At 61.3% G+C, this 22,074-nt stretch carries 19 protein-coding genes; 18 read left to right on the plus strand and 1 reads right to left on the minus strand.

The genetic code is table 11. The annotated features are described in order from the left end of the window. Positions 1 to 136: 136 nt before the first annotated feature. The 7 genes from phnD (at position 137) to CK498_RS08095 (ending at position 8,314) form a co-directional block, all read left to right on the plus strand. Positions 137 to 997, plus strand: a complete 861-nt coding sequence (gene phnD, locus CK498_RS08065) for a phosphate/phosphite/phosphonate ABC transporter substrate-binding protein (RefSeq protein WP_095620370.1) — start codon at positions 137 to 139, stop codon at positions 995 to 997. Between the two features lie 10 nt (positions 998 to 1,007). Then, on the plus strand, positions 1,008 to 1,811 hold the full coding sequence (gene phnC / locus CK498_RS08070) for a phosphonate ABC transporter ATP-binding protein (protein WP_095620371.1): 804 nt from the start codon (positions 1,008 to 1,010) through the stop codon (positions 1,809 to 1,811). After that, the gene (phnE, locus tag CK498_RS08075; RefSeq protein ID WP_095620372.1) at positions 1,768 to 2,568 is read left to right on the plus strand and encodes a phosphonate ABC transporter, permease protein PhnE; all 801 of its coding nucleotides are present in this window, start codon (positions 1,768 to 1,770) and stop codon (positions 2,566 to 2,568) included. The genes phnC and phnE overlap by 44 nt, the downstream gene beginning before the upstream one ends. Positions 2,569 to 2,906: 338 nt before the next feature. Further along, on the plus strand, positions 2,907 to 4,373 hold the full coding sequence (locus CK498_RS08080; RefSeq protein ID WP_217987729.1) for an OprO/OprP family phosphate-selective porin: 1,467 nt from the start codon (positions 2,907 to 2,909) through the stop codon (positions 4,371 to 4,373). Between the two features lie 127 nt (positions 4,374 to 4,500). Beyond that, positions 4,501 to 5,601, plus strand: coding sequence for an ABC transporter ATP-binding protein (locus CK498_RS08085; protein ID WP_095620373.1), 1,101 nt, complete (start codon positions 4,501 to 4,503; stop codon positions 5,599 to 5,601). A gap of 38 nt (positions 5,602 to 5,639) precedes the next feature. Further along, positions 5,640 to 6,605 carry an ABC transporter substrate-binding protein gene (locus tag CK498_RS08090; RefSeq protein WP_095620374.1) on the plus strand — a complete coding sequence of 322 codons (966 nt, stop codon included), beginning with the start codon at positions 5,640 to 5,642 and terminating at the stop codon, positions 6,603 to 6,605. Beyond that, positions 6,605 to 8,314, plus strand: a complete 1,710-nt coding sequence (locus CK498_RS08095; protein WP_217987730.1) for an ABC transporter permease — start codon at positions 6,605 to 6,607, stop codon at positions 8,312 to 8,314. Before CK498_RS08090 ends, CK498_RS08095 begins: the two co-directional genes overlap by 1 nt. A gap of 61 nt (positions 8,315 to 8,375) precedes the next feature. On the opposite strand, the gene CK498_RS08100 is transcribed toward CK498_RS08095, so the two are convergent. Further along, complete coding sequence (locus CK498_RS08100) at positions 8,376 to 9,251, minus strand: DMT family transporter (RefSeq protein WP_095620375.1); 876 nt, start codon at positions 9,249 to 9,251, stop codon at positions 8,376 to 8,378. Between the two features lie 176 nt (positions 9,252 to 9,427). Here CK498_RS08100 and CK498_RS08105 point away from each other — a divergent pair, with 176 nt between their 5' ends. The 11 genes from CK498_RS08105 to CK498_RS08155 all read left to right on the plus strand — a co-directional run bounded on the left by CK498_RS08105 (position 9,428) and on the right by CK498_RS08155 (position 21,972). Further along, positions 9,428 to 10,117 (plus strand): DUF1826 domain-containing protein, encoded by a 690-nt coding sequence (locus CK498_RS08105; protein WP_095620376.1) that lies wholly within the window; start codon positions 9,428 to 9,430, stop codon positions 10,115 to 10,117. Between the two features lie 83 nt (positions 10,118 to 10,200). Continuing rightward, positions 10,201 to 11,733, plus strand: coding sequence for an ABC transporter substrate-binding protein (locus tag CK498_RS08110; protein WP_095620377.1), 1,533 nt, complete (start codon positions 10,201 to 10,203; stop codon positions 11,731 to 11,733). Next, on the plus strand, positions 11,730 to 12,716 hold the full coding sequence (locus tag CK498_RS08115; RefSeq protein ID WP_217987731.1) for an ABC transporter permease: 987 nt from the start codon (positions 11,730 to 11,732) through the stop codon (positions 12,714 to 12,716). Before CK498_RS08110 ends, CK498_RS08115 begins: the two co-directional genes overlap by 4 nt. Next, positions 12,713 to 13,543: an ABC transporter permease gene (locus tag CK498_RS08120; RefSeq protein ID WP_095620378.1), complete on the plus strand. Its 831-nt coding sequence runs from the start codon at positions 12,713 to 12,715 to the stop codon at positions 13,541 to 13,543. Before CK498_RS08115 ends, CK498_RS08120 begins: the two co-directional genes overlap by 4 nt. After that, positions 13,540 to 14,994: an ABC transporter ATP-binding protein gene (locus CK498_RS08125; RefSeq protein ID WP_095620379.1), complete on the plus strand. Its 1,455-nt coding sequence runs from the start codon at positions 13,540 to 13,542 to the stop codon at positions 14,992 to 14,994. Before CK498_RS08120 ends, CK498_RS08125 begins: the two co-directional genes overlap by 4 nt. A gap of 400 nt (positions 14,995 to 15,394) precedes the next feature. Beyond that, on the plus strand, positions 15,395 to 16,756 hold the full coding sequence (locus tag CK498_RS08130; protein ID WP_217987732.1) for a type I glutamate--ammonia ligase: 1,362 nt from the start codon (positions 15,395 to 15,397) through the stop codon (positions 16,754 to 16,756). 16 nt (positions 16,757 to 16,772) lie between these two features. Continuing rightward, a complete protein-coding gene (locus CK498_RS08135; protein WP_095620381.1) occupies positions 16,773 to 17,576 on the plus strand; it encodes an N-formylglutamate amidohydrolase in 804 nt (267 codons plus the stop codon). After that, positions 17,576 to 18,250: a cysteine hydrolase family protein gene (locus tag CK498_RS08140; protein ID WP_095620382.1), complete on the plus strand. Its 675-nt coding sequence runs from the start codon at positions 17,576 to 17,578 to the stop codon at positions 18,248 to 18,250. Before CK498_RS08135 ends, CK498_RS08140 begins: the two co-directional genes overlap by 1 nt. A 45-nt stretch (positions 18,251 to 18,295) precedes the next feature. Next, positions 18,296 to 19,372, plus strand: a complete 1,077-nt coding sequence (gene torT, locus CK498_RS08145; protein WP_095620383.1) for a TMAO reductase system periplasmic protein TorT — start codon at positions 18,296 to 18,298, stop codon at positions 19,370 to 19,372. An 18-nt stretch (positions 19,373 to 19,390) separates the two neighbouring features. Then, on the plus strand, positions 19,391 to 20,941 hold the full coding sequence (locus CK498_RS08150; RefSeq protein WP_095620384.1) for a sugar ABC transporter ATP-binding protein: 1,551 nt from the start codon (positions 19,391 to 19,393) through the stop codon (positions 20,939 to 20,941). After that, positions 20,938 to 21,972: an ABC transporter permease gene (locus CK498_RS08155; RefSeq protein WP_176475750.1), complete on the plus strand. Its 1,035-nt coding sequence runs from the start codon at positions 20,938 to 20,940 to the stop codon at positions 21,970 to 21,972. The genes CK498_RS08150 and CK498_RS08155 overlap by 4 nt, the downstream gene beginning before the upstream one ends. The last annotated feature ends 102 nt before the right edge of the window (positions 21,973 to 22,074 follow it).

The raw sequence follows: 22,074 nt of genomic DNA on the forward strand, positions 1-22,074 counted from the left end.
CATGACGGAGAGGCCGCTGAGACGAGGGTATTCGCTCACCGCGCTGTAACCCCAACGACACCTGAGAGACACACGGCTGTCACCTGGCACTGACAGGGTATGGACGCATCATTCCGATCCATCCCGAGGTGATTCCGTGAAAACGTCACTACTCTCCCTTGTCGCCGCCATCGCCCTGGCCGCCGCCGGACAGACGCAGGCCCAGGCGGCCGACTCCTGCCCCACCACCCTGCGCTTCGCCGATACCGGCATCGAAGGCACTGAAGAGCTGCAGCGCGCCTTCCAGGAGTTCGTCGACGAAGTTGAATCGCGCCTCGGCGTCGAGGTGGAGTTCTTCCCGGTAGGCAACCGCACCACCGCCATCAACGCCCTGCGCTTCGAGCAGGTCGACATCGTGCTGGCCGGTCCCTCCGAATACGTGCTGATGGCTGAGCGTGTCGAGGACATCAAGCCGATCACCGCCATCGTGCGCCCCGAGTACTACTCGGTGTTCATCGCCCCCACCGACAGCGACATCGAGACGCTGGAAGACCTGCGCGGCAAGCACGTCGCCATGAAGGACCATGGCTCTACCACCGGCCACATCATGCCCAGCTATATGCTGCACCAGGCCGGTCTGGACATCGACCGTGACCTGCAGATCACGCTGCTCGATGGTGCCCGCATGCAGGCGCTGGCCTCGGGCGAAGTCGACGCGGTGGGCACCGGCGTACGCGATTTCGCCCCCTTCGCAGAACAGCACGGCGAGGAGAACTACCGCATCATCGCCCGCGGCCAGGACATGCCGGGCGACCCCATGGTGGCCGGCCCACACATCGCTGCCGACTGCGTGGCCGAGATTCAGGAGGCCTTCATGGCCGATCCTGACGGCCTGCTGCAGGCGATTCTCGCCCCGGGCGAGCGCGACAAGTACATCGGCGCCGAGATGGTGCGCGTGGTCGATGCCGAGTATGACGTGGTCCGCGACTCCTACGCCCTGCTGGGCCTCAACGACTGAGCGGTGCCCCATGCAAGTGACCGTAAGCGATCTGACCAAGGTCTACCCGGACGGCACCCGCGCCTTGAGCGGGCTGTCGATCGACGTCAGCCCTGGAGAAGGCGTGGTCATCCTCGGCCACAACGGCTGCGGCAAATCGACGTTGATGAAGTGCCTGAGCGGTCTCGAGCGCCCCACGTCGGGGCGCCTCGTGCTGGATGGCATCAACCTGGCCAGTGCCAGCCGCCGTGAACTGAGGCCGCTGCGCCAGCGCATTGGCTGCGTCTTCCAGAAATTCAACATGGTCGGCAACCTCTCGGTGCTGCAGAACGTGCTGTTCGGCCTGATGGGCCGCCACGGCATCCTGGCCAGCCATGCGCTGACCGCCAGCCGCGAATCACGCCTGGCGGCCATGCAGGCACTCGAGCGGGGCGGCCTGGCGCACCTGGCGGCACGCCGTACCGACACCCTTTCCGGCGGCCAACAACAGCGCGTGGCCATTGCTCGCATGTTGATGCAGGACGTCGAAATCGTGCTTGCTGACGAGCCGGTGGCTAGCCTCGACCCCAAGGCAGGACGCGAGGTAATGGAACTGCTCTGGTCGGTGGTACGCGAGCGCGGCATGACCGTGCTCTGCGTGCTGCACCAGATCGAGCTGGCCCGCGAGTTCGGCAAGCGGCTGATCGGTCTCAAGGCCGGCACCCTCGCCTTCGATCGCCCGACCGCCGACATCAGTGACGCCGACATCACGGCGCTCTACCAGACCGACACCCCCCAGGAGGCCGACACCGATGAGCGAGTCATCACCGCGCCACACCGCGCCGCCCAGGCTTGAACGCCCCTCCCCCGTCGCCTTTATCCTGTTGCTGGCATTCGCTGCCTTCTTCATCAGCGGTTTTTCCAGCGCCGATATCCATCTCGACCGGCTGCTGAGCGGCGTCGTGAACCTGGGCACCTTCTTCGGCGAGGCGCTGCCGCCGAATTTTTCCCGCTGGGACGTGATCGCCGTGGCCATGCTGGAGACCTTTCAGATGGCCATCGTCGGCGTGGTATTCGGGGTGATCCTGAGCCTGCCCATGGCCCTGCTGTGCGACCGCAATACCAGCCCCCATCCGGCGATCCGGGTGGTCGCCCGCAACCTGGTGGCCACCCTGCGCACCGTGCCCGACCTGGTATGGGCGCTGATCTTCGTGGTCGCCGTCGGCCTCGGCCCGCTGGCCGGGATCCTGGCCATCATCATGGACACCATCGGCTTCTGCGCCCGCTTCTTCTCGGAGCGCATCGAAGAGGTCGACCCCGGCCCGGGGCAGGCCCTGGCCGCCACCGGCGCCTCGCGCAGTGGCGTGGTGTGCGGCGCGATCATCCCCGAATGCACGCCCTCCTTCGTGGCCACCAGCCTGTTCTCGGTAGAGAAGGCCATACGTAGCGCTGTGGTGCTAGGCCTGGTGGGTGCCGGCGGCATCGGCGTGGAACTCTCCGCTGCCATGAACCTGTTTCGCTACGACCAGGCCCTCACCGTCATCCTGGCCATCCTGGTGGTGGTAATCGGCGTCGAGCAGGTCAGCGCCTGGATTCGCAAGCGGGTGATTTGAACAGCTAGACACCTTCCCTGCTCAAGGTCGCCTTCTGGCGGCCTTCTACATTTCCCTACGCACCACGCCATGAAACCTCCTTATTAATAACAGGCCTCGACTGCCCTATCACGTCATGCAATTTTCCTGAACGGCTTGCCATTAAACAGGTGAATAACCTCAAACGCCTGACATCCATTTTTATCAAACAGACAAAATATCGACACTTAATAAACGGGAAATATGCACGTCATACTCAGACTATAGCCTTAAATTCGTCGAATCGGCCGACTTGACACCGAGATTAACTCCTTCGCCACGGACCGGTGAACCTAACTCCATGATGACAGGCAATACTCATGTATGTGTTCAAGAAAATGCCCCTGGCCCGTACCGTGGCCCTGATGGCAATCCTGGCAGGCGCTTCCGCCTCCCAGATGGCCATGGCCAGCCAAGATGCCCTGCTCGAACGCCTGATGGAAAGAGGTGTCCTCACCCAGCAGGATGTGGATGAACTGCGTGCCGAGTCCCAAGCCGATCAGGCCGCTACTCAGCAGCCGACCCGCAGCGATGGCCTGCAGTACGAGCCCCAGGAGGGTTTGCAGCAGGATGATGCCAACGTACAAGTGCGGCGCTTTGGGGTAGAAACGGCCGATGGCAGCGACCGTTTCCGGATTCGTGGCCGCTTGATGCTAGATGCCGCTCACCTCGATGATAACCTCGACACTACCGACGATCATCGAGTCGGCGAAGGTAACCTTGGCAACACAGGAACCATCATTCGACGAGCCAGGCTGGGCGCCCTTGGCCTGTTCCACGACAACTGGGAGTGGCAGCTCGAGGTGGACTTCCGCGACGAAGAGGTGCGCTTCGCCAACGCCTATATCGCCTATTTAATGGATAATGGCCGCTTGGCTTTCGGCCATTTCAAGGAGCCTTTCAGCCTCGAAAGCTCCACCAGTTCGCGGCGTATTTCCTTCCTCGAACGTGCCACGCCGATTGATGCTTATCGGCCCAGCCGTAATCTCGGTGTGATGTACGAGACATTGCAGCCAGACTGGTACGGGGCCATCGGTGTCTTCGGCGGCGACGGCGTGGGACGCGACCGTGAGGTCTCCGAGGGTTATGCCCTCTCCGGCCGCGCCAGCATCGCTCCCGTCAACGAAGACAATGCCTTTGTGCATCTCGGCGTCTCCGGTAACTACCGCAAGAATGCCCGCAACGAGGACGATGAAGAATATTCTGATGTTCGCATGCGTAGTCGTTTAGGTACTCGAGCCATCGACGGCCGCATTATCGGCCGCCGCGACATGGAAGCGGTAAGCGACTACACCACCACCAATCTGGAGTTCGCCGCCGGCCATGGCCCCTTCTCCGTTCAAGCGGAATATATTCGCCAGGACCTGAGCCGTGACGTCAACGACCCCAACTTCAGTACGGGCGAAGTCGACAGCATGACCATGGACGGCTGGTACGCCCAGGCCGGCGTCTTCCTGACCGGCGAATCGCGGAACTACCGGGCGTTCAGCGGCGATTTCGGACGCGTCACACCCCACCGTCCCTTCAACCCGTCACAGGGACACTGGGGGGCCTTTGAACTGCTCGGCCGCTATGCCACCGCGGATCATACCGACCATCACGCGCCGCGCGGCAAACAGCAGGTCGATCACTGGACGCTGGGCCTCAACTGGTATCTCCAGCCTGAGATTATTGCCAAGTTCAACGTCATGTATATCGATGCCGAGGCCGGCGACGAGAGCCTGGAGGATGGCGTCAAGGAGTGGGATAGCTGGGTGCTGGGCGCCCGTCTGCAGTACGAATTCTAACCCTTTAGCTGCATACACGACGGTTGGAGCACAGGGAGGTGCCCGGTTACAAACGTCATCCTCGTGTCACACCACTGACATCTTTCCCCTCTAGGTTGGGACTTCCATGCAAGAGAGGCACCCCGACATGTCCACTCATGCACTCAACATCAAGCGCCTGCACAAGCGCTTCGGCGACACCGTGGCCCTGGACGGTATCGACCTCGCGCTGCGCCGGGGCCAGGTGCTGGCACTGCTGGGCCCTTCCGGCTGTGGCAAGACCACCCTGCTGCGCTGTATCGCCGGCCTGGCCGAGGTCGACGGCGGCGAGGTACACCTCGACGGCCAGTGCGTCGCCGCCCCGGGCCGCCACCTGAGCCCCGATGATCGTCATCTGGGCATGGTCTTCCAGGACTACGCCCTGTGGCCGCACATGAGCGTCTACCAGAACGTCGCCTTCCCGCTGGAGATGCAGGGCGTCAAGGCCAACGCAAGACGCCCCCAGGTGGAGTGGGCGCTCTCCCTGGTCGGGTTAGGCGATTTCGCCGAGCGCTCACCCGGCGCGCTCTCCGGCGGCCAGCAGCAGCGGGTCGCCCTGGCCCGGGCCATCGTCGCCAAGCCGCGCCTGCTGCTGATGGACGAGCCACTCTCCAACCTCGACAAGGGCCTGCGCGAGAACCTGGCCCTGGAGATTCGCAACCTGATCGAAGAGCTCAACCTGACGGCGGTGTTCGTCACCCACGACCAGCACGAAGCCTTCGCCCTGGCCGACCGGGTGGCCGTGCTGCAGCACGGTCGGCTGCAGCAGGTCGACGCGCCGGAGGCGCTCTTCCATACCCCGGCCACGCCGGAGATCGCCGACTTCGTCGACGCCGGCACCCTGCTCGACGGCCGGCTCGACGCCGAGGGCCTGGCGCTTGCCGATGTCTATCTGCCGCTCGGCGCCGCCTGCGGTCACCGCGGCGAGGTAAGCCTGCTGCTGCCGCGCCGCGCCCTGCGGCTGTGTGCGCCCGAGGAGGGCCTGCTGTGCGGGCGCATCACCGGCCGCCTGTTCCAGGGCGAGCACCTGTCGCTTCAGCTCACCCTGGCCGATGGCCGCACGCTCAAGCTGCATGCACCCCATGCACCGGAGCGCGGCTGCCAGGTGGGGATCGACATCGACGTCAGCGCCCTGCGCGCCTGGGATGCCGAGGCGCGCCTGATCGACCTGATGCCACGCGCCGACGTGGCCGCCAGCGCCAGCGCCTGATGCGGCCTGGCCCACTTTTTCCTTCTCGGGAGCCTTCAATGCACGCCTTGAAACCCTTTGCCCTCAGCGCCTGCCTCTTGGCCCTGCCAGGCCTGGCCTCGGCCAGCGCCTTGACCGTCTACTCGGCGGGCCCCGGCGCGCTGATCGAGCATCTCGCCGCCGACTTCTCTGAGGAGACCGGCATCGAGGTCAATGTCTTTCAGAGCACCACCGGCCAGGTGATGGCCCGCCTGGAGTCCGAGCAGGCCAATCCGCTGGCCGACGTGGTGATCTCCGCCTCCTGGGACAGCGCCGAGTCGCTGCACGAGGAGGGCCTGCTGCATGAGTACCGCTCACCCAACGCCGAGACGGTGCCCGACTTCCTCAAGACCGACCACTACGCCGCCCAGGGGGTCTCGGCCCTGGCCCTGGTATGGAACCGCAACAGCGATGTCCCCCAACCCAACGATTGGAGCGATCTGACCGATGCGGCCTATCGCGACCAGGTGACCATGCCCGACCCGGCGCAGTCCGGCGCCGCCTTCGAGCTGATCAGCGGCCTGCTCACCGCCATGGGCGAGGAGGCCACCTGGCAGCTGATGGCAGACCTCGCCGACAACGGCATGCTGGTGCCGGGGCCCAACGCCCGGGCCCTGAACCCGGTGCTGCAGGGGGCCAAGTCGGTGGTGTTCGGCGCGGTGGACTATATCTCGCTGGGCCAGCAGGCCGAGGGCGAAGCCATCGAGGTGATCTTTCCCGAGAGCGGCACGGTGATCGCGCCGCGGCCGATGATGATCCTGGCCTCCACCGCCATGCCCGACGAGGCCGAGCAGTTCGTCGACTTCGTGCTCTCCGAACAGGGCCAGGCGCGGGTCGCCGAGCGCTACCTGATGCCGTCACGCAGCGACATCGAGGCGCTGCGCCCGACCATCGAGGAGCTGACCCTGATCGAGGTCGACAGCGACGCAATGAACGCCCAGCGCGAGGCGATTCTCGACCGCTTCCGCGAAGCCACGGGTAGCTGATGGCGGCGCGTCTCAGCCTAGGCCTTTCCCTGCGCCTGCCCCGGATCAGCGGGGCGGGTGTGGTCATGCTGCTGACAGCGGCGGCCCTGCTGCTGCTGGTCGGGCTGCCACTGCTCTACGTGCTGCTGCAGGCGATCTTTCCCGGCTGGTCGCGAGGCGAACTGAGCGGCGCCTTCGGCCTGTTCGTGCCGCTGCTCTCCGACCCGGCGCTGCTCGGACTGCTGGGCAATACGCTGCGCCTGGGCATCGCCGTGGTAGTGGTGTGTGCCCTGCTGGCCATCCCGCTGGGGGCGCTGCGCGCCCTGACCCGGGTGCCCGGCGGCGCCGCCTGGGACCTGATCTTCCTGATCCCGTTCATGATTCCGCCCTATATCGCGGCGCTGTCGTGGATGCTGACCCTGCAGCCGCGGGGCTACGCCGAACAGCTGAGCGGGCTCTCGGCCAGCGCTTTCCTGTTCTCCTTCTCGGGCATCGTCTTCGTGATGGTGCTCAACGTCTTTCCGGTGGTCTATTTCGCAGTATCGCGCACCATGATGAGCGTTGGCGGCCGCTACGCCGCCGCCGCCCGGGTCAGCGGTGCCGGCGGCTGGCGCGCCTTTTGGCGCATCACCCTGCCGCTCTCCACGCCGGGCATTGCCGCCAGCCTACTGCTGGTGTTTGCGCTGACCATCGAGGAGTTCGGCACCCCGGCCACCCTCGGCGCCCAGGCCGGCTACAAGGTACTGGTGACCGGGATTCACGAGCGCTTCGCCGACTGGCCCATCGATATCCCCGGCGCCTCCGTGCTATCGCTGCTGCTGGTGATGCTGGCCATGGCGGCCTTCTACCTGCAGCACTGGCTGGTGACCCGGCGCTCCTTCGTCAGCCAGACCGGCAAGCCGACGGCGCCGGAGCGCATCGAGCTGGGCCCCTGGCGCTGGCCGGTCGTGGGCCTGTTCAGCTTGGTGGCGATGATTGCCGTGGCGGTGCCTATCCTTGCCGTGCTGGCCACCGCCTTCACCGGCACGCTGTCCGGCGGCATTGCCTGGGACAACCTCTCGCTGCGCCACTTCGAGGCGCTGTTCGCCAATCGTGGCGGCGCGATGCAGGCGCTCTCCACCAGCCTCGGGCTGGCCATCGGCACGGCCCTGCTGACCGGCGTGCTGGGTGCCCTGGTGGGTTACCTGGTGGTGCGTGCCCAGCTGCGCGGCAAGGGGCTGCTGGACCTGCTGTCGCTGCTGCCCAATACCATGCCCGGCATCGTCGTCGCGGTGGGCTTGATCCTGGCCTGGAACCAGAGCTGGTGGCCAATCCAGATCTACAACACCGGCGCCATGCTGCTGCTCGCCTATGCCTGCCTGCTGCTGCCCTACCCGGTGCGCTACGCCTCGGCGGCCTTCCGCCAGATGGGCGAGAGCCTGGAGGCCGCCGCCCGGGTCTGCGGCGCCGGTTTCTTCACCGCCTTCCGGCGCATCCTGCTGCCGGCCCTGGCGCCGAGCCTGATCGTCTCGATGCTGCTGGTGTTCGCCATCGCCTCGCGCGAGCTGGTGGCCTCGCTGATGGTGGCGCCGGCTGGCATGCGCACGGTCTCGACCTTCGTCTTCGGCCAGTTCGAGCAGGGCTCCCCCGGGGTCGGCATGGCCATGAGCGCCGTGGCGATCCTCACCACCACGGCGCTGCTGGTGGCGCTGACGCTATTCAGCCGCAAGAAGCTGCCCATCGCCGGCTAATATCAGGCGCCCTGAGCTTTGTCCGAAAAGTCGGCGAGCGCAGGCAGTTTTCGTACAGAGCTTACGCCGTGGGGCGGCGCTTAATGGTGGTGCGGCGCTCGTGATAGGCGATGGCCAGGCCGCTGCCGATGATGATCGCGGTGCCCACATACACCCACAGGTCGGGCATTTCGCCCCAGAACCACCAGCCCAGCAGCACCGCCCACAGCATCCCGGTGTAGTCGAAGGGCGCGGCCAACGCCGCCGGGGCGTGGCGAAAGGCCAGTGTCAGGCAGGCCATGGCGCCGATGCCGAAGATCCCGGCACCGATGAACCCCCACCAGTGCAGCGGCCAGGGCGTCTGCCACACCCAGGGCAGCATCGCCCCGGTCACCAGCAGCGGCACCAGGGTGACGTAGAACACCATCGCCCACAGGTACTCACGCACGCCGTAGCGCCTGGCGGTGATCATCACCAGGGCATAGAACATCGCCGCCGCCACCACCACTAGGGCTCCCAACTGGAAGCCGGCACCGCCCGGGCGCACCACCACCAGCACGCCGAGAAAGCCGATGATCGCCGCTACCAGCGGCAGCCGCTCGACGCGCTCGCCGAGCAGCGGCACCGACAGCAGGGTGACGAACAGCGGCGCGGCGAAGGCGATCGCCGTGGTCTCGGCCAGCGGCAGCAGCACCAGCCCGAACACGAAGCACAGCATGGTGCCGGTGGCCAAAAGGCCGCGTACCAGGTGCACGCCGGGGCGCCGGGTGGTGAGCTTGCGCAGGCCGCCGTTGAAGTGCGCGATCAGCGCGATCAGCGGCAGCGAGATCAGGGTGCGGAAGAAGATGATCTGAATCGGCGAGTGCACCTCGCCCAGCCATTTGGAAATCGCATCGCCCACCGACAGGCAGAACACCCCGGCGCACATCCATAGTATCCCCTGCAGCGATGGTGACATTTGCCCTCCTTTCGACACCGTTGAGCGCACCAACCCGGTGCAACAGCCAAGCCTTCTAACATAGCCGAGTCGCCGGGTCGGGGCGATGGATAAGCGCCAAAAGCGCAAGCCAACGTGTTCTCGCCTTTATTGTTATGTTATATAGTAACTACTCAATCTGGACCGGAGGACACTGCATGCCTGTCGCTACCGCGCCCCTGCTCGACGACCCGTTTCTCGAGGCCAGCGCCACTACGCCCGCCGCCGGGGAGCCCCACTGGGCCTTCGGCGATGATATCGGCGTCTTGCCAAGGATCTTCGATGCGGAGATCACTCTGGCGGTGATGACCCGGCGCCTGGACGCCGCGCTCCAGGCCAATATCGCCGCCCAGCTTGGCAGTGAGCGTGGCATCTCCTGGCACTGGCGCGGCGGCGTGGGTCAGGCACTGGCCGACGACCTGGCCGCCCATCTGCCGGCCCCGGCCGAGGGCGCGGCGCTGATCGACGATATTCGCATCGTTGCCGAGGCCATGGCCTACCTGTTCGACACCGACACCATCGGCGTGCGTCTGCGCACCCTGGAGGGGGCGATGTGCCCGCGCTTCCACGTCGACAATCTCGCCGTGCGACTGGTCACCACCTACGCCGGCCCGGCCAGCGAGTGGCTGCCCGAGTCGGCGGTGGAGCGTGCAGGCCTGGGCGCGCCACACCCCGGCAAGCCCGAGGCGCTGCGCGACCCCGCGGCGATCCAGCAGCTCGGCGTTGGCGATCTGGCGCTGCTCAAGGGCGACGGCTGGATCGGCAACGAGGGGCGTGGGCTGGTGCACCGCAGTCCACAGCCCGCGCCCGGCGAGCGGCGCCTGCTGCTGGCCCTGGACCCCGGCTGAGGGCGGGCGCCACGACAGCCTGCTGTCGCGCTGGCGCCGTCTGTCATCTTCTTGAACCCATGATCATGTCAAAGGACGTTACGATGCTTGCACCGCGCCGCCTCGGCCTGGCCCTGCTCCTCGGCCTGCTGCCCCTCACCGCCGCGGCCGACGACCGCTCCCTGGACGTCGTCGCCCCCTGGGAGATCACCGGCCTCGACCCTTCCACCTCCGGCTATGTGTTCGCTCGCATGGGCATCGGCGAGACCCTGGTCGATACCGACGCCGAGGGCCAACCCAGCGCCGGCCTGGCCAGCGACTGGCAGGTCGCCGACGACGACCTGAGCTGGCGCTTTACGCTGCGAGACGACGTGCTCTTCCATGACGGCAGCCCGCTTTCCGCCGAGGCCGCAGCCAAGAGCCTGGAACACGCCTGGCGCAAGCCGGGCATGCTCGACTCGGCGCCGATCGAGGCCATCGAGGCCGAGGATGGCGAGGTGGTGTTCCACCTTCACGAAGCCTTCGCTCCGCTGCCGGCGCTGCTCGCCCACTCCACCACGCTGATTCTGGCCCCCGACGCCTACGACGAGAGCGGTACGGTGCGCGAGCTGATCGCCACCGGCCCCTACCGGCTGGCGTCGCTGGCCCCGCCGCAGCGCCTCACCGCCGAGCGCTTCGACGACTATTGGGGCGAGGCGCCGGCCATCACCCAGACCAGCTACCTGGCAGTGGGCCGCGGCGAGACCCGCGCGCTGATGGCCGAAAGCCGCGATGCCGATATCGTCTTCACCCTGGACCCGGCGAGCCGCGCCAGGCTGATGCGTAACGCGCAGCTGAGCATCCACGCCGAGCCGCTGCCGCGCACCATCGTGCTCAAGGTCAACGCCGGTCATCCCTTCCTCGACGACCAGCGCGCACGTCAGGCGCTGAGCCTGGCCATCGACCGCAGCGGCATCGCCACCGGCCTACTGCGCCACCCCGAGGCCGCCGCCGCCGAGCTGTTTCCCGAGGCCCTGGGCCCCTGGCACCTGGGCCTGGATGCCGGCGAGTCTCAGGATCTCGAGCGCGCCCGTGAGCTGCTCGCCGAGCAGGGCTGGGAGGCCGGCGACGATGGCGTGCTGCGCCGCGATGGCGAGCCCTTCCAGTTGACCCTGCGCACCTTCTCCGACCGCCCGGAGCTGCCGCTGGTGGCCACCGCGCTGCAGGACCAGTGGCGCGAGCTGGGCGTCGACCTGAACGTCGCGGTAGGCAACGCCAGCGAGATCCCCTCCGGCCACCAGGACGGCAGCCTGGAGCTGGGCCTGGCGGCGCGCAACTACGGCCTGGTGCCCAACCCGCTGGGCACCCTGCTGGATGATTTTGGTAGCGACCCCGACGACATGGGCGGCGACTGGGGTGCCATGGGCTGGTCGGACGCCGAACTCGCCGGCTGGCTCGCCACCCTGCGCCACGACACCGACCCCGAGGTGCGCAGCGAGCTGGCCGGCCGCGTCGCGACACGCCTCAACCAGGCCATGCCGGTGATACCGGTGGCCTGGTACCAGCAGACGGCGGCCGTCGGCACTCATCTGCAAGGCTTCTCCATCGACCCGCTGGAGCGCAGCTACCGCCTGGATGAGCTGAGGTGGGCCGAATGACCAGCCTGACGTTGAGCCGCTCCTCCCCGTCGCGCTGGCGCAGCGGGCTGCGCGGCCTGCTGCTGCAGCGGCTGTTCCAGGCCGGCCTGGTGGCGTGGATGGTCGGCACCCTGACCTTCGTGCTGACCCGCACCCTGCCCGGCGACATGGCCTACCGCATCGCCGCCGGCCGCTACGGCCACGATATGGTCGACAGCGCCGCCGCCGAATCGGTGCGCGCCGAACTGGCCCTCGACCAGCCGGCGCTGGGCGCCTACTTCGGCTGGCTGTGGGACCTGCTGCAGCTCGACCTGGGGCGCTCGCTGGTCAGCGGCGAGCCGGTGATCCACGAGCTGTGGCACCAGCTAGGCCACTCCCTGGGCCTGGCGGTGATGGCGGTACTGCTGTCGCTGCTGCTCGGCCCCCCGCTGGGGCTGCTGGCCGGCCGCAAGCCCGCCGGCACACTCGACCGCGTCAGCGAAGTCGCCGCCAGCGTGCTGCGGGCGCTGCCGCCGTTCGCCGTTGGCCTGCTGCTGATCCTGCTGTTCTCGGTGGCGCTGGGCTGGCTGCCCGCCGCCGGCCACGGCCGCTTCGCGCATAGCGTACTGCCGTCACTGACCCTGGCGCTGGCGCTGGCCGCGGTCTCCAGCCGGGTGGCGCGCAATGCCATGGCCGAGGTATCGCAGTCGGCCTACTACGCCTTTTCGCACACCAAGGGCCTCGGCTCGCGGCTCAGCTTCCTGCGTCACGGACTGCGCAATGCCGCCCTGCCGGTGGTGGCCTACCTGGGCGTGCAGTTCGTCTACCTGATCGAAGGCGTGGTGGTGGTCGAGACGCTGTTCGCCTGGCCCGGCATCGGCCACGCCCTGGTCCACGCCATCGTCGCCCGCGACGTGCCGATGATCCAGGGCACCGCGCTGGTGATGGGCCTGATGTTCGTGGCCCTCAACACCGCGGTGGATCTCATCTGCCACTGGCTCGACCCGAGGAGACGCGAGACATGATGCAAGCGACGCTGATCGCCCCGCTGCGACGACTCGCCTGGCCCGCGCTGAGCACCCGCCAGCGGGCCGGTGCGCTGCTGCTGGCACTGCTGCTGGCCTTCGCCTGGCTGGTGCCGCTGTGGCACGACGCCGACCCGGCCCGCCAGCAGCTGGTGCGCATCCTCGAACTGCCAACGCTTGCCGCGCCGCTGGGTACCGATCACCTGGGCCGCGATATGCTGGCGCGCACCGCCGCCGCCCTACGCCTGTCGCTGGGCATGGCGCTGCTCAGCGTGGTCACGGCCGCCGTGCCGGGCATCCTGTTCGGGGTGATCGCCGGCTGGCGCGGCGGCTGGCTGGACCGCATCCTGGGCAGCGTCGCCGATGCCTGCCTGGCGCTGCCGGGCCTGCTGCTGGTGCTGCTGCTGGTGGCCATCGCCCCGGGCAACTTCTGGGCGCTCTACGTGGGTATCTCGCTGGTGCTGTGGATCGAGTACTTCCGGGTGGTGCGCGCCCGCACCCGGGTGCTGGTGGCCTCGCCGCAGTTGGAGGCGAGTCGCCTGCTCGGCTTTGGGCCGCTCTATCTGTTCCGCCGCCACCTGTGGCCGGAGCTGGCACCCCAGGTGCTGACCCTGGCCGCCTTCGGCGCCGCCAGCGCGATACTCGCCATGGCCGCGCTGGGCTTCGTCAGCGTTGGCCTGCGCCCGCCCACCGCCGAACTGGGCCTGATGATGATCGAGCTGCTGCCTTACTACCACGAGGCGCCCTGGGCCATGGCCCAGCCGATCCTGGCGCTGTTCGTGCTGGTCTTCAGCCTCAACCTGCTAGCCGGGAAGGACCCACGATGAGCCACCCCCTCCTCCAGGTCAGCGACTTGACCATCCACGGCGACGGCGTGACCATCGCGCCCTTCTCCCTCAGCCTGGCCTCAGGCCAGCGCCTGACCCTGCTCGGTGAAACCGGCTCGGGCAAGAGCCTGATTGCCCAGGCGATCATGGGCACGCTGCCGCAGGGCCTCACCCCGGCAGGCGAGCTTGGCATCGACGGCACGTCCTATGCGGCTGCCGATGTCGCCGCCCGCCGCACCCTGTGGGGGCGGCGCCTGGCGCTGCTGCCCCAGGAGCCCTGGCACGCTCTCGACCCCACCATGCGCGCCGCCGCCCAGATAACCGAGAGCCATCGCCATGTGGCCGGGCTAGCGCCTGGCAAGGCCCGCCAGGCCACCCAGCATGACCTCGCCGAGCTGGGCCTGGAGGACGCCGGCGGCAAGCTGCCCGGCGAGCTCTCCGGCGGCATGGCCCAGCGCGTCGCCTTCGCCGCCGCCAGCGCCGGCGGCGCCCCCATCGTGATCGCCGATGAGCCCACCAAGGGGCTCGACGCGCCGCGCCGCGACGCCGTGGTCGAGCTGCTGGCCAGGACGCCCCAGGCCGGCGGCGCGCTGCTGACCATCACCCACGATATCGATGTCGCCCGGCGTCTGGGCGGCGAAGTGGTGATCCTGCGCCACGGCCAGGTGGTCGAACGCGGGCCCGCCGAACGGATCCTCGAGGCGCCGCAGACCGAGTATGGCCGTCACCTGCTCGACGCCGAGCCCTCGCGCTGGCCGGCACCCCCACGGCTCGCCAGCGCGCCGGATGCAACGCCGGTGGTGGCGGCCCGCGGCCTGGCCAAGTCGCGCGGCGGGCGCCAGCTGTTCAGCGGTCTCGACGTCAGCGTACTGCCCGGTGAAATCGTTGGCGTGGTCGGCCCCTCCGGCTGCGGCAAGAGCACCCTGGGCGATATGCTGCTGGGCCTGGCGAGCCACGATGCAGGCGAGATCCAGCATGCCCCTGGGCACCGCCTGGGCCTGCAGAAGCTCTACCAGGACCCACCGGCGGCGTTCTCATCGCACTGGCGGCTGTCGCGGCTGCTCGACGACCTGGTGCAGCGCCATCGCCTCGAGCGTGCGGCCATTGTCCCGCTGATGGAGCGCCTGGGGCTCGACGAGCGGCTGCTGGCGCGGCGCCCCGGCGAGATCTCCGGCGGCGAGCTGCAGCGCTTCGCCATCCTGCGCGTGCTGCTGCTCGAGCCACGCCTGCTGTTCGCCGACGAACCCACCTCGCGCCTCGACCCCATCACCCAGCAGCAGACGCTGAGCCTGCTGGTGGAACTGGCCCGGGAGCGACGCTGCGGGGTGATGCTGGTCAGCCACGACCCGGCGCTGATCGCACGGCTGTGCGACCGGCAGCTGGCACTGGAAGAGAATGCCGAAGCGGCGTCTCGCCCCAGCGCGAAAGCGGAACCGGTTTCGTTGGCGTAAGGCTTCCAATGGAAGACAAGCGGTCCTCTTGGCGGCCTCGAAGGCCGCTTTTTATGGACTAGCGCAACTGACCTTTCCCCCGGAAGCACGCCTATCAACGTGATTGACAAAGAGACCAGAGCACGTCGCCAGACTACCCATCCAACCAGTCATTTCAATTATCGCCGAGCGGTCGAAGTAGTTGACGTGCATAGGTAGCCTAGCCGCAAGCTCCGGCAAGATACGAAGCAACTGGTGAAATTCCAAAATACAGCATCACCAACCCACATCCCATCTATCTTGTCGCGGGATACCATTTATTTTTCAATAAGTTAAATCCACCGCCAAGGACAAGACAGCCTGGAACAGAAGTTACAGACATCGTTACAATGTGGTATTTCTGGAAATTTTGTTTGACACCATGCTGCTCCCGAACCTACGTTGTTGGAACGATAAAAGACTAACAACCGGCAGTGAGAAACTAGACATGGTTTGCAGAAAAACAGCTCTGAAGGCCATCGGCTTCAGTGACCATGCTGGAGTAACTCGAGTTAGATCCTTCCCTAGCCACCGCGAAGAGGCAATTCTGGAATCAGGCACTGCATGGATTCCAGGCAATATGTGCCTGACAAGCTTTGGCAATATCGCTTCGACTAACCCGGCGGGAGCTACGGGTGAGCTGAGAATGTTTCCCGATACAGCGTCAGCTATTTCACTCCCTTATCAATATCAAGATGAAGAAGCATCGGCGGGATTTTATCTTTCAAACATATGCGAAGCAGATGGCACACCGTGGAGCGGCTGCCCAAGAAGCTTCCTGACAAATGCTGTCAAACGTTTACAAGACAAGCATGGCATAACACTTAAAGTTGCATTTGAGCATGAATTTTCTTTGATAAATCCACGGCAAGACATCGTGCATGGCTTTAGCTTGCAAGCAATGATGGCGCACAAGCCTGTGATGGAAAGCTGGGCAGAGGCGCTTGATTCCTGCAACATCGGGCTCGAACTTATCATACCTGAGTATGGCAAGGGTCAGTTTGAAGTCGTCATAGAGCCAGAGTCACCTGTCAAAGCTGCCGATAATGCTGTCATACTGAAAGATATTATTCGCGAAGTCGCTCGGGCACAGCAGTGCCCTATCACATTTGCCCCCAAACCTAATCTATATGACGCCGGGAATGGAGTGCATATACACTTTAGCCTCTTTGACCGAGATCAGACCCCCTTGGTGCCCGGGGATAAAGATAGCACGGTTGGAGACACAGCAGGCTGCTTCGTCACTGGCATACTGAAAGAGCTAAGCTCACTCTGTGCACTCGGCGCAGCGACAGTGCCTTCCTACTACCGACTCCAGCCAAACCAGTGGGCTGCAGGGCGTGCGGGCTTTGGTTATCGGGATCGTGAAGCGGCTCTCAGACTCTGCCCCGGAACGGCCAAGACATCTATCCGCCGGCAGCAGCAGGCAAATATTGAGTATAGAGTTGCTGATGCTACGGCAAATCCTTATGTGTTACTTGGTGCTTTAATTCATGCAGGAATGAAGGCACTTGATGAAAAAGCTGCCATCTCGCAGCCTTCGGATAACATTATGGCCGTGGCCACACCGCTTCTGACCAGTGTAGAGGAAGCCCTAGAGGCACTAACTTCTAGCCACTTTCTAACTGAAGCTCTGCCCGAACAGCTTCTCGCAAGCCAGGTTGCAGTTAAACATGATGAATATGAACAGTGCCGGAAGATGGATCAGAGCTCCATTATAGGCGCCTATAACGTGGCCATCTAAATGCCAAGGTGTCACTATGGAAAAATCGTTTATGGTTCAAGGGCATGTCGACCAGTCGTCTTGCCTAAGTTACTTGTCTGATACGGTCCTGGAACATAATATTAATAAGAAAAGCAACGTATTGCTGATCTGTGATCACGCCAGCAATAGAATACCCCAGGGGATGCAGCACCTAGGACTTGCAGACTATCAGTTGGGCAGGTCATTAGCATGGGATATTGGCGCTTGGAAAGTAGCCAAAGAATTATCTGACAGACTTTCTGCTCCTTTGATAGGCTCCGGATACTCAAGGCTTGTGATTGATTGTAATAGACCTTTAGAGGCTATTGACAGCATTCCTTCACAGACTGAAGGCGTATGCATTCCCGGCAACATTGCCCTAGATGACACACAGCGACAGCAACGTATTGAATACATATACTGGCCCTACCACAGGGCTATCAAGCAACAGATTGAGGCCATGCAGGAGGAAAATCAATGCGTTATCTTGATTTCTATTCACTCCTTCACAAGTGTTATGCAGGGTACGGAAAGGCCATGGCACATTGGTATAACTTATAACAAAGACAAGAGAGTATCGTCTCTACTGTTGGAGAATCTCTCTCGGCACGCCGGAGAGCTATGCATCGGAGACAACCAGCCATATCCTGTCAGCCGTGAGACTGATGCTAGCATCCCGATACATGGAGAAAAGAATGGACTTCCCAACGTACTCATCGAGATCCGCCAAGACCAATTAGTGAATACAGAATCAGGCGAGCGGATTATTGAAGTGCTTTACAATGCAATTCACTCAACCATGAGGAGCATGGTAGTCTGATGAAGCCCATCGACAATATTGAGCCACCCGCCCCTGAGAGACGTGAGGCGTCGCTGAAAAAGAGTAAGTCAGCCATTTTAATTATTGACATGCAAAACATGGAGTGTGGTAAGCATCTACGTCAAAATGCGGAGGTCATAGGCTCGCCAGAAAGCAAAAAAAAGCACTATTTTACGACCCTAAATAGAACTGTGATACCCAACATTCGATGGCTGATTGATACCGCTCGCCACAATCACGTTGAAGTTATCTATACCGTCATCGAAAGCCTGACCATTGATGGTAGGGATCGCAGTTTAGATTATAAGATCTCAGGACTACATGCACCAAAGGGCTCGTGGGAAGCCCAGGTGATTGATGAACTAACCCCACAGGCTAATGAAATTGTTATCGCCAAGACATCTTGCAGCGTTTTTAATTCGACAAATATACATTACGTGTTGAGAAACTTGGATATTGAGCAGCTAGTGGTAGCAGGCGTCGTAAGTGAGCAGTGCGTTGAGTCAGCCATCCGTGACGCCGCCGACTTAGGCTATTTAGTCACCATGGTAACCGATGCCTGCGCCACTTATTCTGAAGCACAACAACAGTCCACAATTAATCGAATGGTCGGGCACTATGCCAGGGGAATGACCACTGTTGCACTTATCGATGAAATAAAGGATTTATCCTAAATCTTCATCAAGGCAAGAATAAACGCATCCAACCAGGAGAATAACATGAGAAAAATCACCTACTTGGCAACTCTCACCCTTGGCTGTGGATTTTCAGCCCTCAGCTTTGCGGGCAATGACAGCTGGTATCCTATCAACGTCGATGTCTGGGATCCGCCCTTTGACATGGAAAGTCCTACCCATCAAGCAGCTTACACTCCACTTGAAAAAGCTTCTAAAGCTTGGGATATATGCGTCTCATTCCCTCACATGAAAGATCCATACTGGCTGGCAGTAAACTATGGGGTTGCCGACGAGGCCAAGCGCCTTGGTGTCAATATGCAGCTATTTGAAGCAGGGGCTTACACTAACCTGGATACGCAAATATCACAGGTTGAAAACTGCATTTCACGAGGCGCAGATGCCGTAGTACTTGCGGCGATCTCGTATGATGGCCTCAACCGATTGATTGAAGATGTCACTTCCCAAGGCATCCCCGTCATCGATCTCATCAATGGTGTGTCATCTCCCAACATTTCTGCCAAGTCTCTTGTTTCATTCTACAAGCTTGGCCATATGGCAGGGAGTTACCTGGCTGATTCATACCCCGAAGGCGAAGACCCTGTCAAAGTGGGCTGGTTTCCAGGAGCCGCCGGAGCAGGCTGGGCAGAGGACGGCAATAGAGGTTTCAATGATGCGATTGAGGGTTCCGCAGTTGAGATTGTAGACACTCAGTATGGCGATGCCAGCCAAGAAATTCAGATGGGGCTGGTCGAGAACGTACTGGCCGCTCACCCAGACCTTGACTATATCATTGGCGCTACTACAACAGCGGAAGGTGCTGCAAACCTGCTGCGCTCACGCGGCATGACGGGGCAAATCAGTGTCATGCCATATTACTATTCTGTTGGCGTACATCGTGGAATTACCCGCGGCGAAATCCTGGCGGCTCCTACAGATTCGGCGGCCATTCAAGGGAGAATTGCCATTGATCAGGCGGTAAGGGTCCTCGAAGGGGAGGATTATATGCAGCACGTTGGACCAGAGCTGTTTATTATCAGCCAAGATAATGTCAACAGCTTTGACCAGCAAACCTCTCTAGCCCCGGACGGCTGGCGGCCCGTGTTTAGTGTTCAGCAATAGTTGGTAAAGAGACACATTATGCACACCCCAAGCAGCAATATTGAGAGCGCTTCCTCGGGAGCGCTCCCTATTCTTAATCTTTGTAAGATTAGCAAGCGTTTTCCTGGCGCGCTGGCGCTCGACAACGTTGATTTCACTCTCTATCCCGGGGAGACTCATGTTCTATTTGGCGAGAATGGCGCTGGAAAATCAACTTTAATTAATATTATCACTGGCGCCCTTCAGGCGACAGAGGGCATCATGCTACTGGAAGGCGAGGAAGTTTCTATTGACAGCGTCTACCATGGCAAGAAGAAAGGAATTGCCGCTGTTTTTCAGGAGTTTTCTCTCATAACCCAGATGACAGTAGCTGAGAACATCTGTCTCGGGGAAGAGAACAAGCATGCATTTGCCGGAATAATTAATGACAGACAAATTCGCAAAGAAGCAAAAAGGCTATTAGAGCACCTCGGTTTTGACATCCCCCCAAATCGCATCGTAGGTACTCTATCACGCGCTGAGCAGCAGATGGTCGAGATAGCCAAGGCATTTAGATCTCGGCCCAAGGTATTGATCCTTGATGAACCCACAGCATCCTTGACTAATCAAGATGCCCAGAAGCTCTTCACCCTTATTAACGAGCTAAAAGCTCATGGAACTGGAATAATTTATATTACTCACCGAATGAGTGAGGTCTATGATCTTGGCGACAGAATCACCGTTCTAAGAGATGGAAAATTCATTCGCACCCTTGATGTTGCAGATGCCAATGAGTCCATTCTTATAAAGTTAATGACCGGCAAAGATATACAGCAAATATTTCCTAGTATTTCATACAATCCATCTGACACTGTCCTAAAAATTGATGGATTAACCACATCATCCGGATCGGTAAAAGATGCTAACTTCTTCTGCCGAGCAGGCGAAGTAGTAGGTGTAGCAGGAGTTATCGGCTCTGGGAAATCAGAGCTTCTTCGAGCATGTTTCGGCATTGAGAAAGCTAAGTCTGGTCATATCCATGTCGATGGTGTCGATAAAACCAACGCTAATACACGAAAAATGATAGACAGCGGCATCTTTTATGTTCCATCGGATCGCAAGGCAGAGGGCTTGCTTATGATGCAATCTATAAAAGACAACATCATGCTGCCAGCGTTAGAGGACTATAGTAATAATTGGGGCTGTCTAATCAGGAAGAATGCCGAAAGTAATGCTGCGCACTGCATTGCTAGTGACATGGAAGTTCAACCTCTCGATATATTTCGCAACGCAGGCACTCTCTCAGGCGGTAACCAGCAAAAAATCATGTTGGGGCGATCTACCACGACTCACTCACGGTGCTTTATTTTTGATGAGCCAACTGTAGGTGTTGATGTTGGTGCTAGAGCCTCAATTTACCTTTTTATCAAAAGACTATGTGAGTCTGGTGCTTCGGTCGTGATTATTTCATCAGATATTTCTGAAATTACGCAGCTTTGTCATCGCGCTTATGTCATGCACAAGGGAATGATAAAAGCAGTACTCGAAGGCAATGATATAACGGAACAAAACGTAGTAAGTTATTTTATTGAGAGAGAGGAAGAACGATGAACAACCACTCTGCTACGCAGTTGTCCAAAAACCAAGCAGCCCATAAAGTAAAGCATATCTCCTTGATGCTGTTCCTTAGACTTGGCGCTCTACCTTTCATCATGCTTGTTGCGCTAATAACATTCACCATAGTCGCCGACAACTTTCTTACTGCCAACAATATTGCCAATATTTTAAGGCAGTCTTCCTACTTGGTAATTGTTGCAGTCGGGCAAATGCTGACTTTATTAACAGGCGGGTTTGACCTTTCTGTCGGAACTATCATGGCATTCTCATCGGTGGTCGGTGCGCTGACCATGACCTGGTCGATAGTTAATTTCCCCGATGCGATAGTACTATCAATTCTATTAGGCATCGTCAGCGGGGTTCTCAGCGGCATTTTGATCGGCACACTAAATGGCATCGGGGTGGCTGTCTTCAATGTTTCACCATTCATCATGACCATGGGCATGGCGTCAGTAGGATTCGGCTTGGCCTTATACATGACTGGGGGTGTTCCCGTATATGGCATTCCTATGCAGTTCAGTGATATTTTTGGCTATGGTCGACTTTTGGGAGTTTCGACACCAGTATGGATAGCGATTTTGCTGAGTATTATTCTTTTCGTCTTAGTTCATAAGACCCGCCTTGGGCGCCATCTCTATGCGGTAGGTGGGAATATAAAAGCAGCCCAGCTCTCTGGTATCAATACACAGCGTGGCCTATTCAGAGCTTATGTGCTGTGTGGTGTGATGGCCGCGCTAGCTGGCTTACTGATGACAGCGCGCCTAGATACTGGTGATGCCAATATCGGCGTGCAGTTCCCGCTCGAGTCGATTGCTGCTTGTGTCATTGCCGGCGTCAGCTTACGCGGCGGTATCGGCCGTGTAGAAAATGTCGTTCTTGGCGCCCTTCTAATCGGTGTCTTCAAAAATGGCATGAACTTGTCTGGCGTCGACTCATATATGCAGACCGTTGTAATCGGAGCATTGCTAATCTTTGCTGTAGTAATGGACCAGTTCCGCCTCAAATTACTCGCCAAGGCAGCGTAAAGTAGCAAGGGCAATATCCTACATTTCTTGGAAAATAGGCGACAAGGACATTATGCTGATAGAGTCTAAACTCCTGCAGTTCATCGACATATCTGACGGCAG

The sequence above is a fragment of the Halomonas salipaludis genome, assembly GCF_002286975.1.
Classification (GTDB): Bacteria; Pseudomonadota; Gammaproteobacteria; order Pseudomonadales; family Halomonadaceae; genus Franzmannia; species Franzmannia salipaludis.

Bases quoted from the DNA above. Each gene is read 5' to 3' on its own strand.
- phnC (WP_095620371.1), top strand. From the start codon at position 1,008: ATGCAAGTGACCGTAAGCGATCTGACCAAGGTCTACCCGGACGGCACC.
- phnE (WP_095620372.1), top strand. From the start codon at position 1,768: ATGAGCGAGTCATCACCGCGCCACACCGCGCCGCCCAGGCTTGAACGC.
- CK498_RS08080 (WP_217987729.1), top strand. From the start codon at position 2,907: ATGTATGTGTTCAAGAAAATGCCCCTGGCCCGTACCGTGGCCCTGATG.
- CK498_RS08085 (WP_095620373.1), top strand. From the start codon at position 4,501: ATGTCCACTCATGCACTCAACATCAAGCGCCTGCACAAGCGCTTCGGC.
- CK498_RS08090 (WP_095620374.1), top strand. From the start codon at position 5,640: ATGCACGCCTTGAAACCCTTTGCCCTCAGCGCCTGCCTCTTGGCCCTG.
- CK498_RS08095 (WP_217987730.1), top strand. From the start codon at position 6,605: ATGGCGGCGCGTCTCAGCCTAGGCCTTTCCCTGCGCCTGCCCCGGATC.
- CK498_RS08100 (WP_095620375.1), bottom strand. From the start codon at position 9,251: ATGTCACCATCGCTGCAGGGGATACTATGGATGTGCGCCGGGGTGTTC.
- CK498_RS08105 (WP_095620376.1), top strand. From the start codon at position 9,428: ATGCCTGTCGCTACCGCGCCCCTGCTCGACGACCCGTTTCTCGAGGCC.
- CK498_RS08110 (WP_095620377.1), top strand. From the start codon at position 10,201: ATGCTTGCACCGCGCCGCCTCGGCCTGGCCCTGCTCCTCGGCCTGCTG.
- CK498_RS08115 (WP_217987731.1), top strand. From the start codon at position 11,730: ATGACCAGCCTGACGTTGAGCCGCTCCTCCCCGTCGCGCTGGCGCAGC.
- CK498_RS08120 (WP_095620378.1), top strand. From the start codon at position 12,713: ATGATGCAAGCGACGCTGATCGCCCCGCTGCGACGACTCGCCTGGCCC.
- CK498_RS08125 (WP_095620379.1), top strand. From the start codon at position 13,540: ATGAGCCACCCCCTCCTCCAGGTCAGCGACTTGACCATCCACGGCGAC.
- CK498_RS08130 (WP_217987732.1), top strand. From the start codon at position 15,395: ATGCTGCTCCCGAACCTACGTTGTTGGAACGATAAAAGACTAACAACC.
- CK498_RS08135 (WP_095620381.1), top strand. From the start codon at position 16,773: ATGGAAAAATCGTTTATGGTTCAAGGGCATGTCGACCAGTCGTCTTGC.
- CK498_RS08140 (WP_095620382.1), top strand. From the start codon at position 17,576: ATGAAGCCCATCGACAATATTGAGCCACCCGCCCCTGAGAGACGTGAG.
- torT (WP_095620383.1), top strand. From the start codon at position 18,296: ATGAGAAAAATCACCTACTTGGCAACTCTCACCCTTGGCTGTGGATTT.
- CK498_RS08150 (WP_095620384.1), top strand. From the start codon at position 19,391: ATGCACACCCCAAGCAGCAATATTGAGAGCGCTTCCTCGGGAGCGCTC.
- CK498_RS08155 (WP_176475750.1), top strand. From the start codon at position 20,938: ATGAACAACCACTCTGCTACGCAGTTGTCCAAAAACCAAGCAGCCCAT.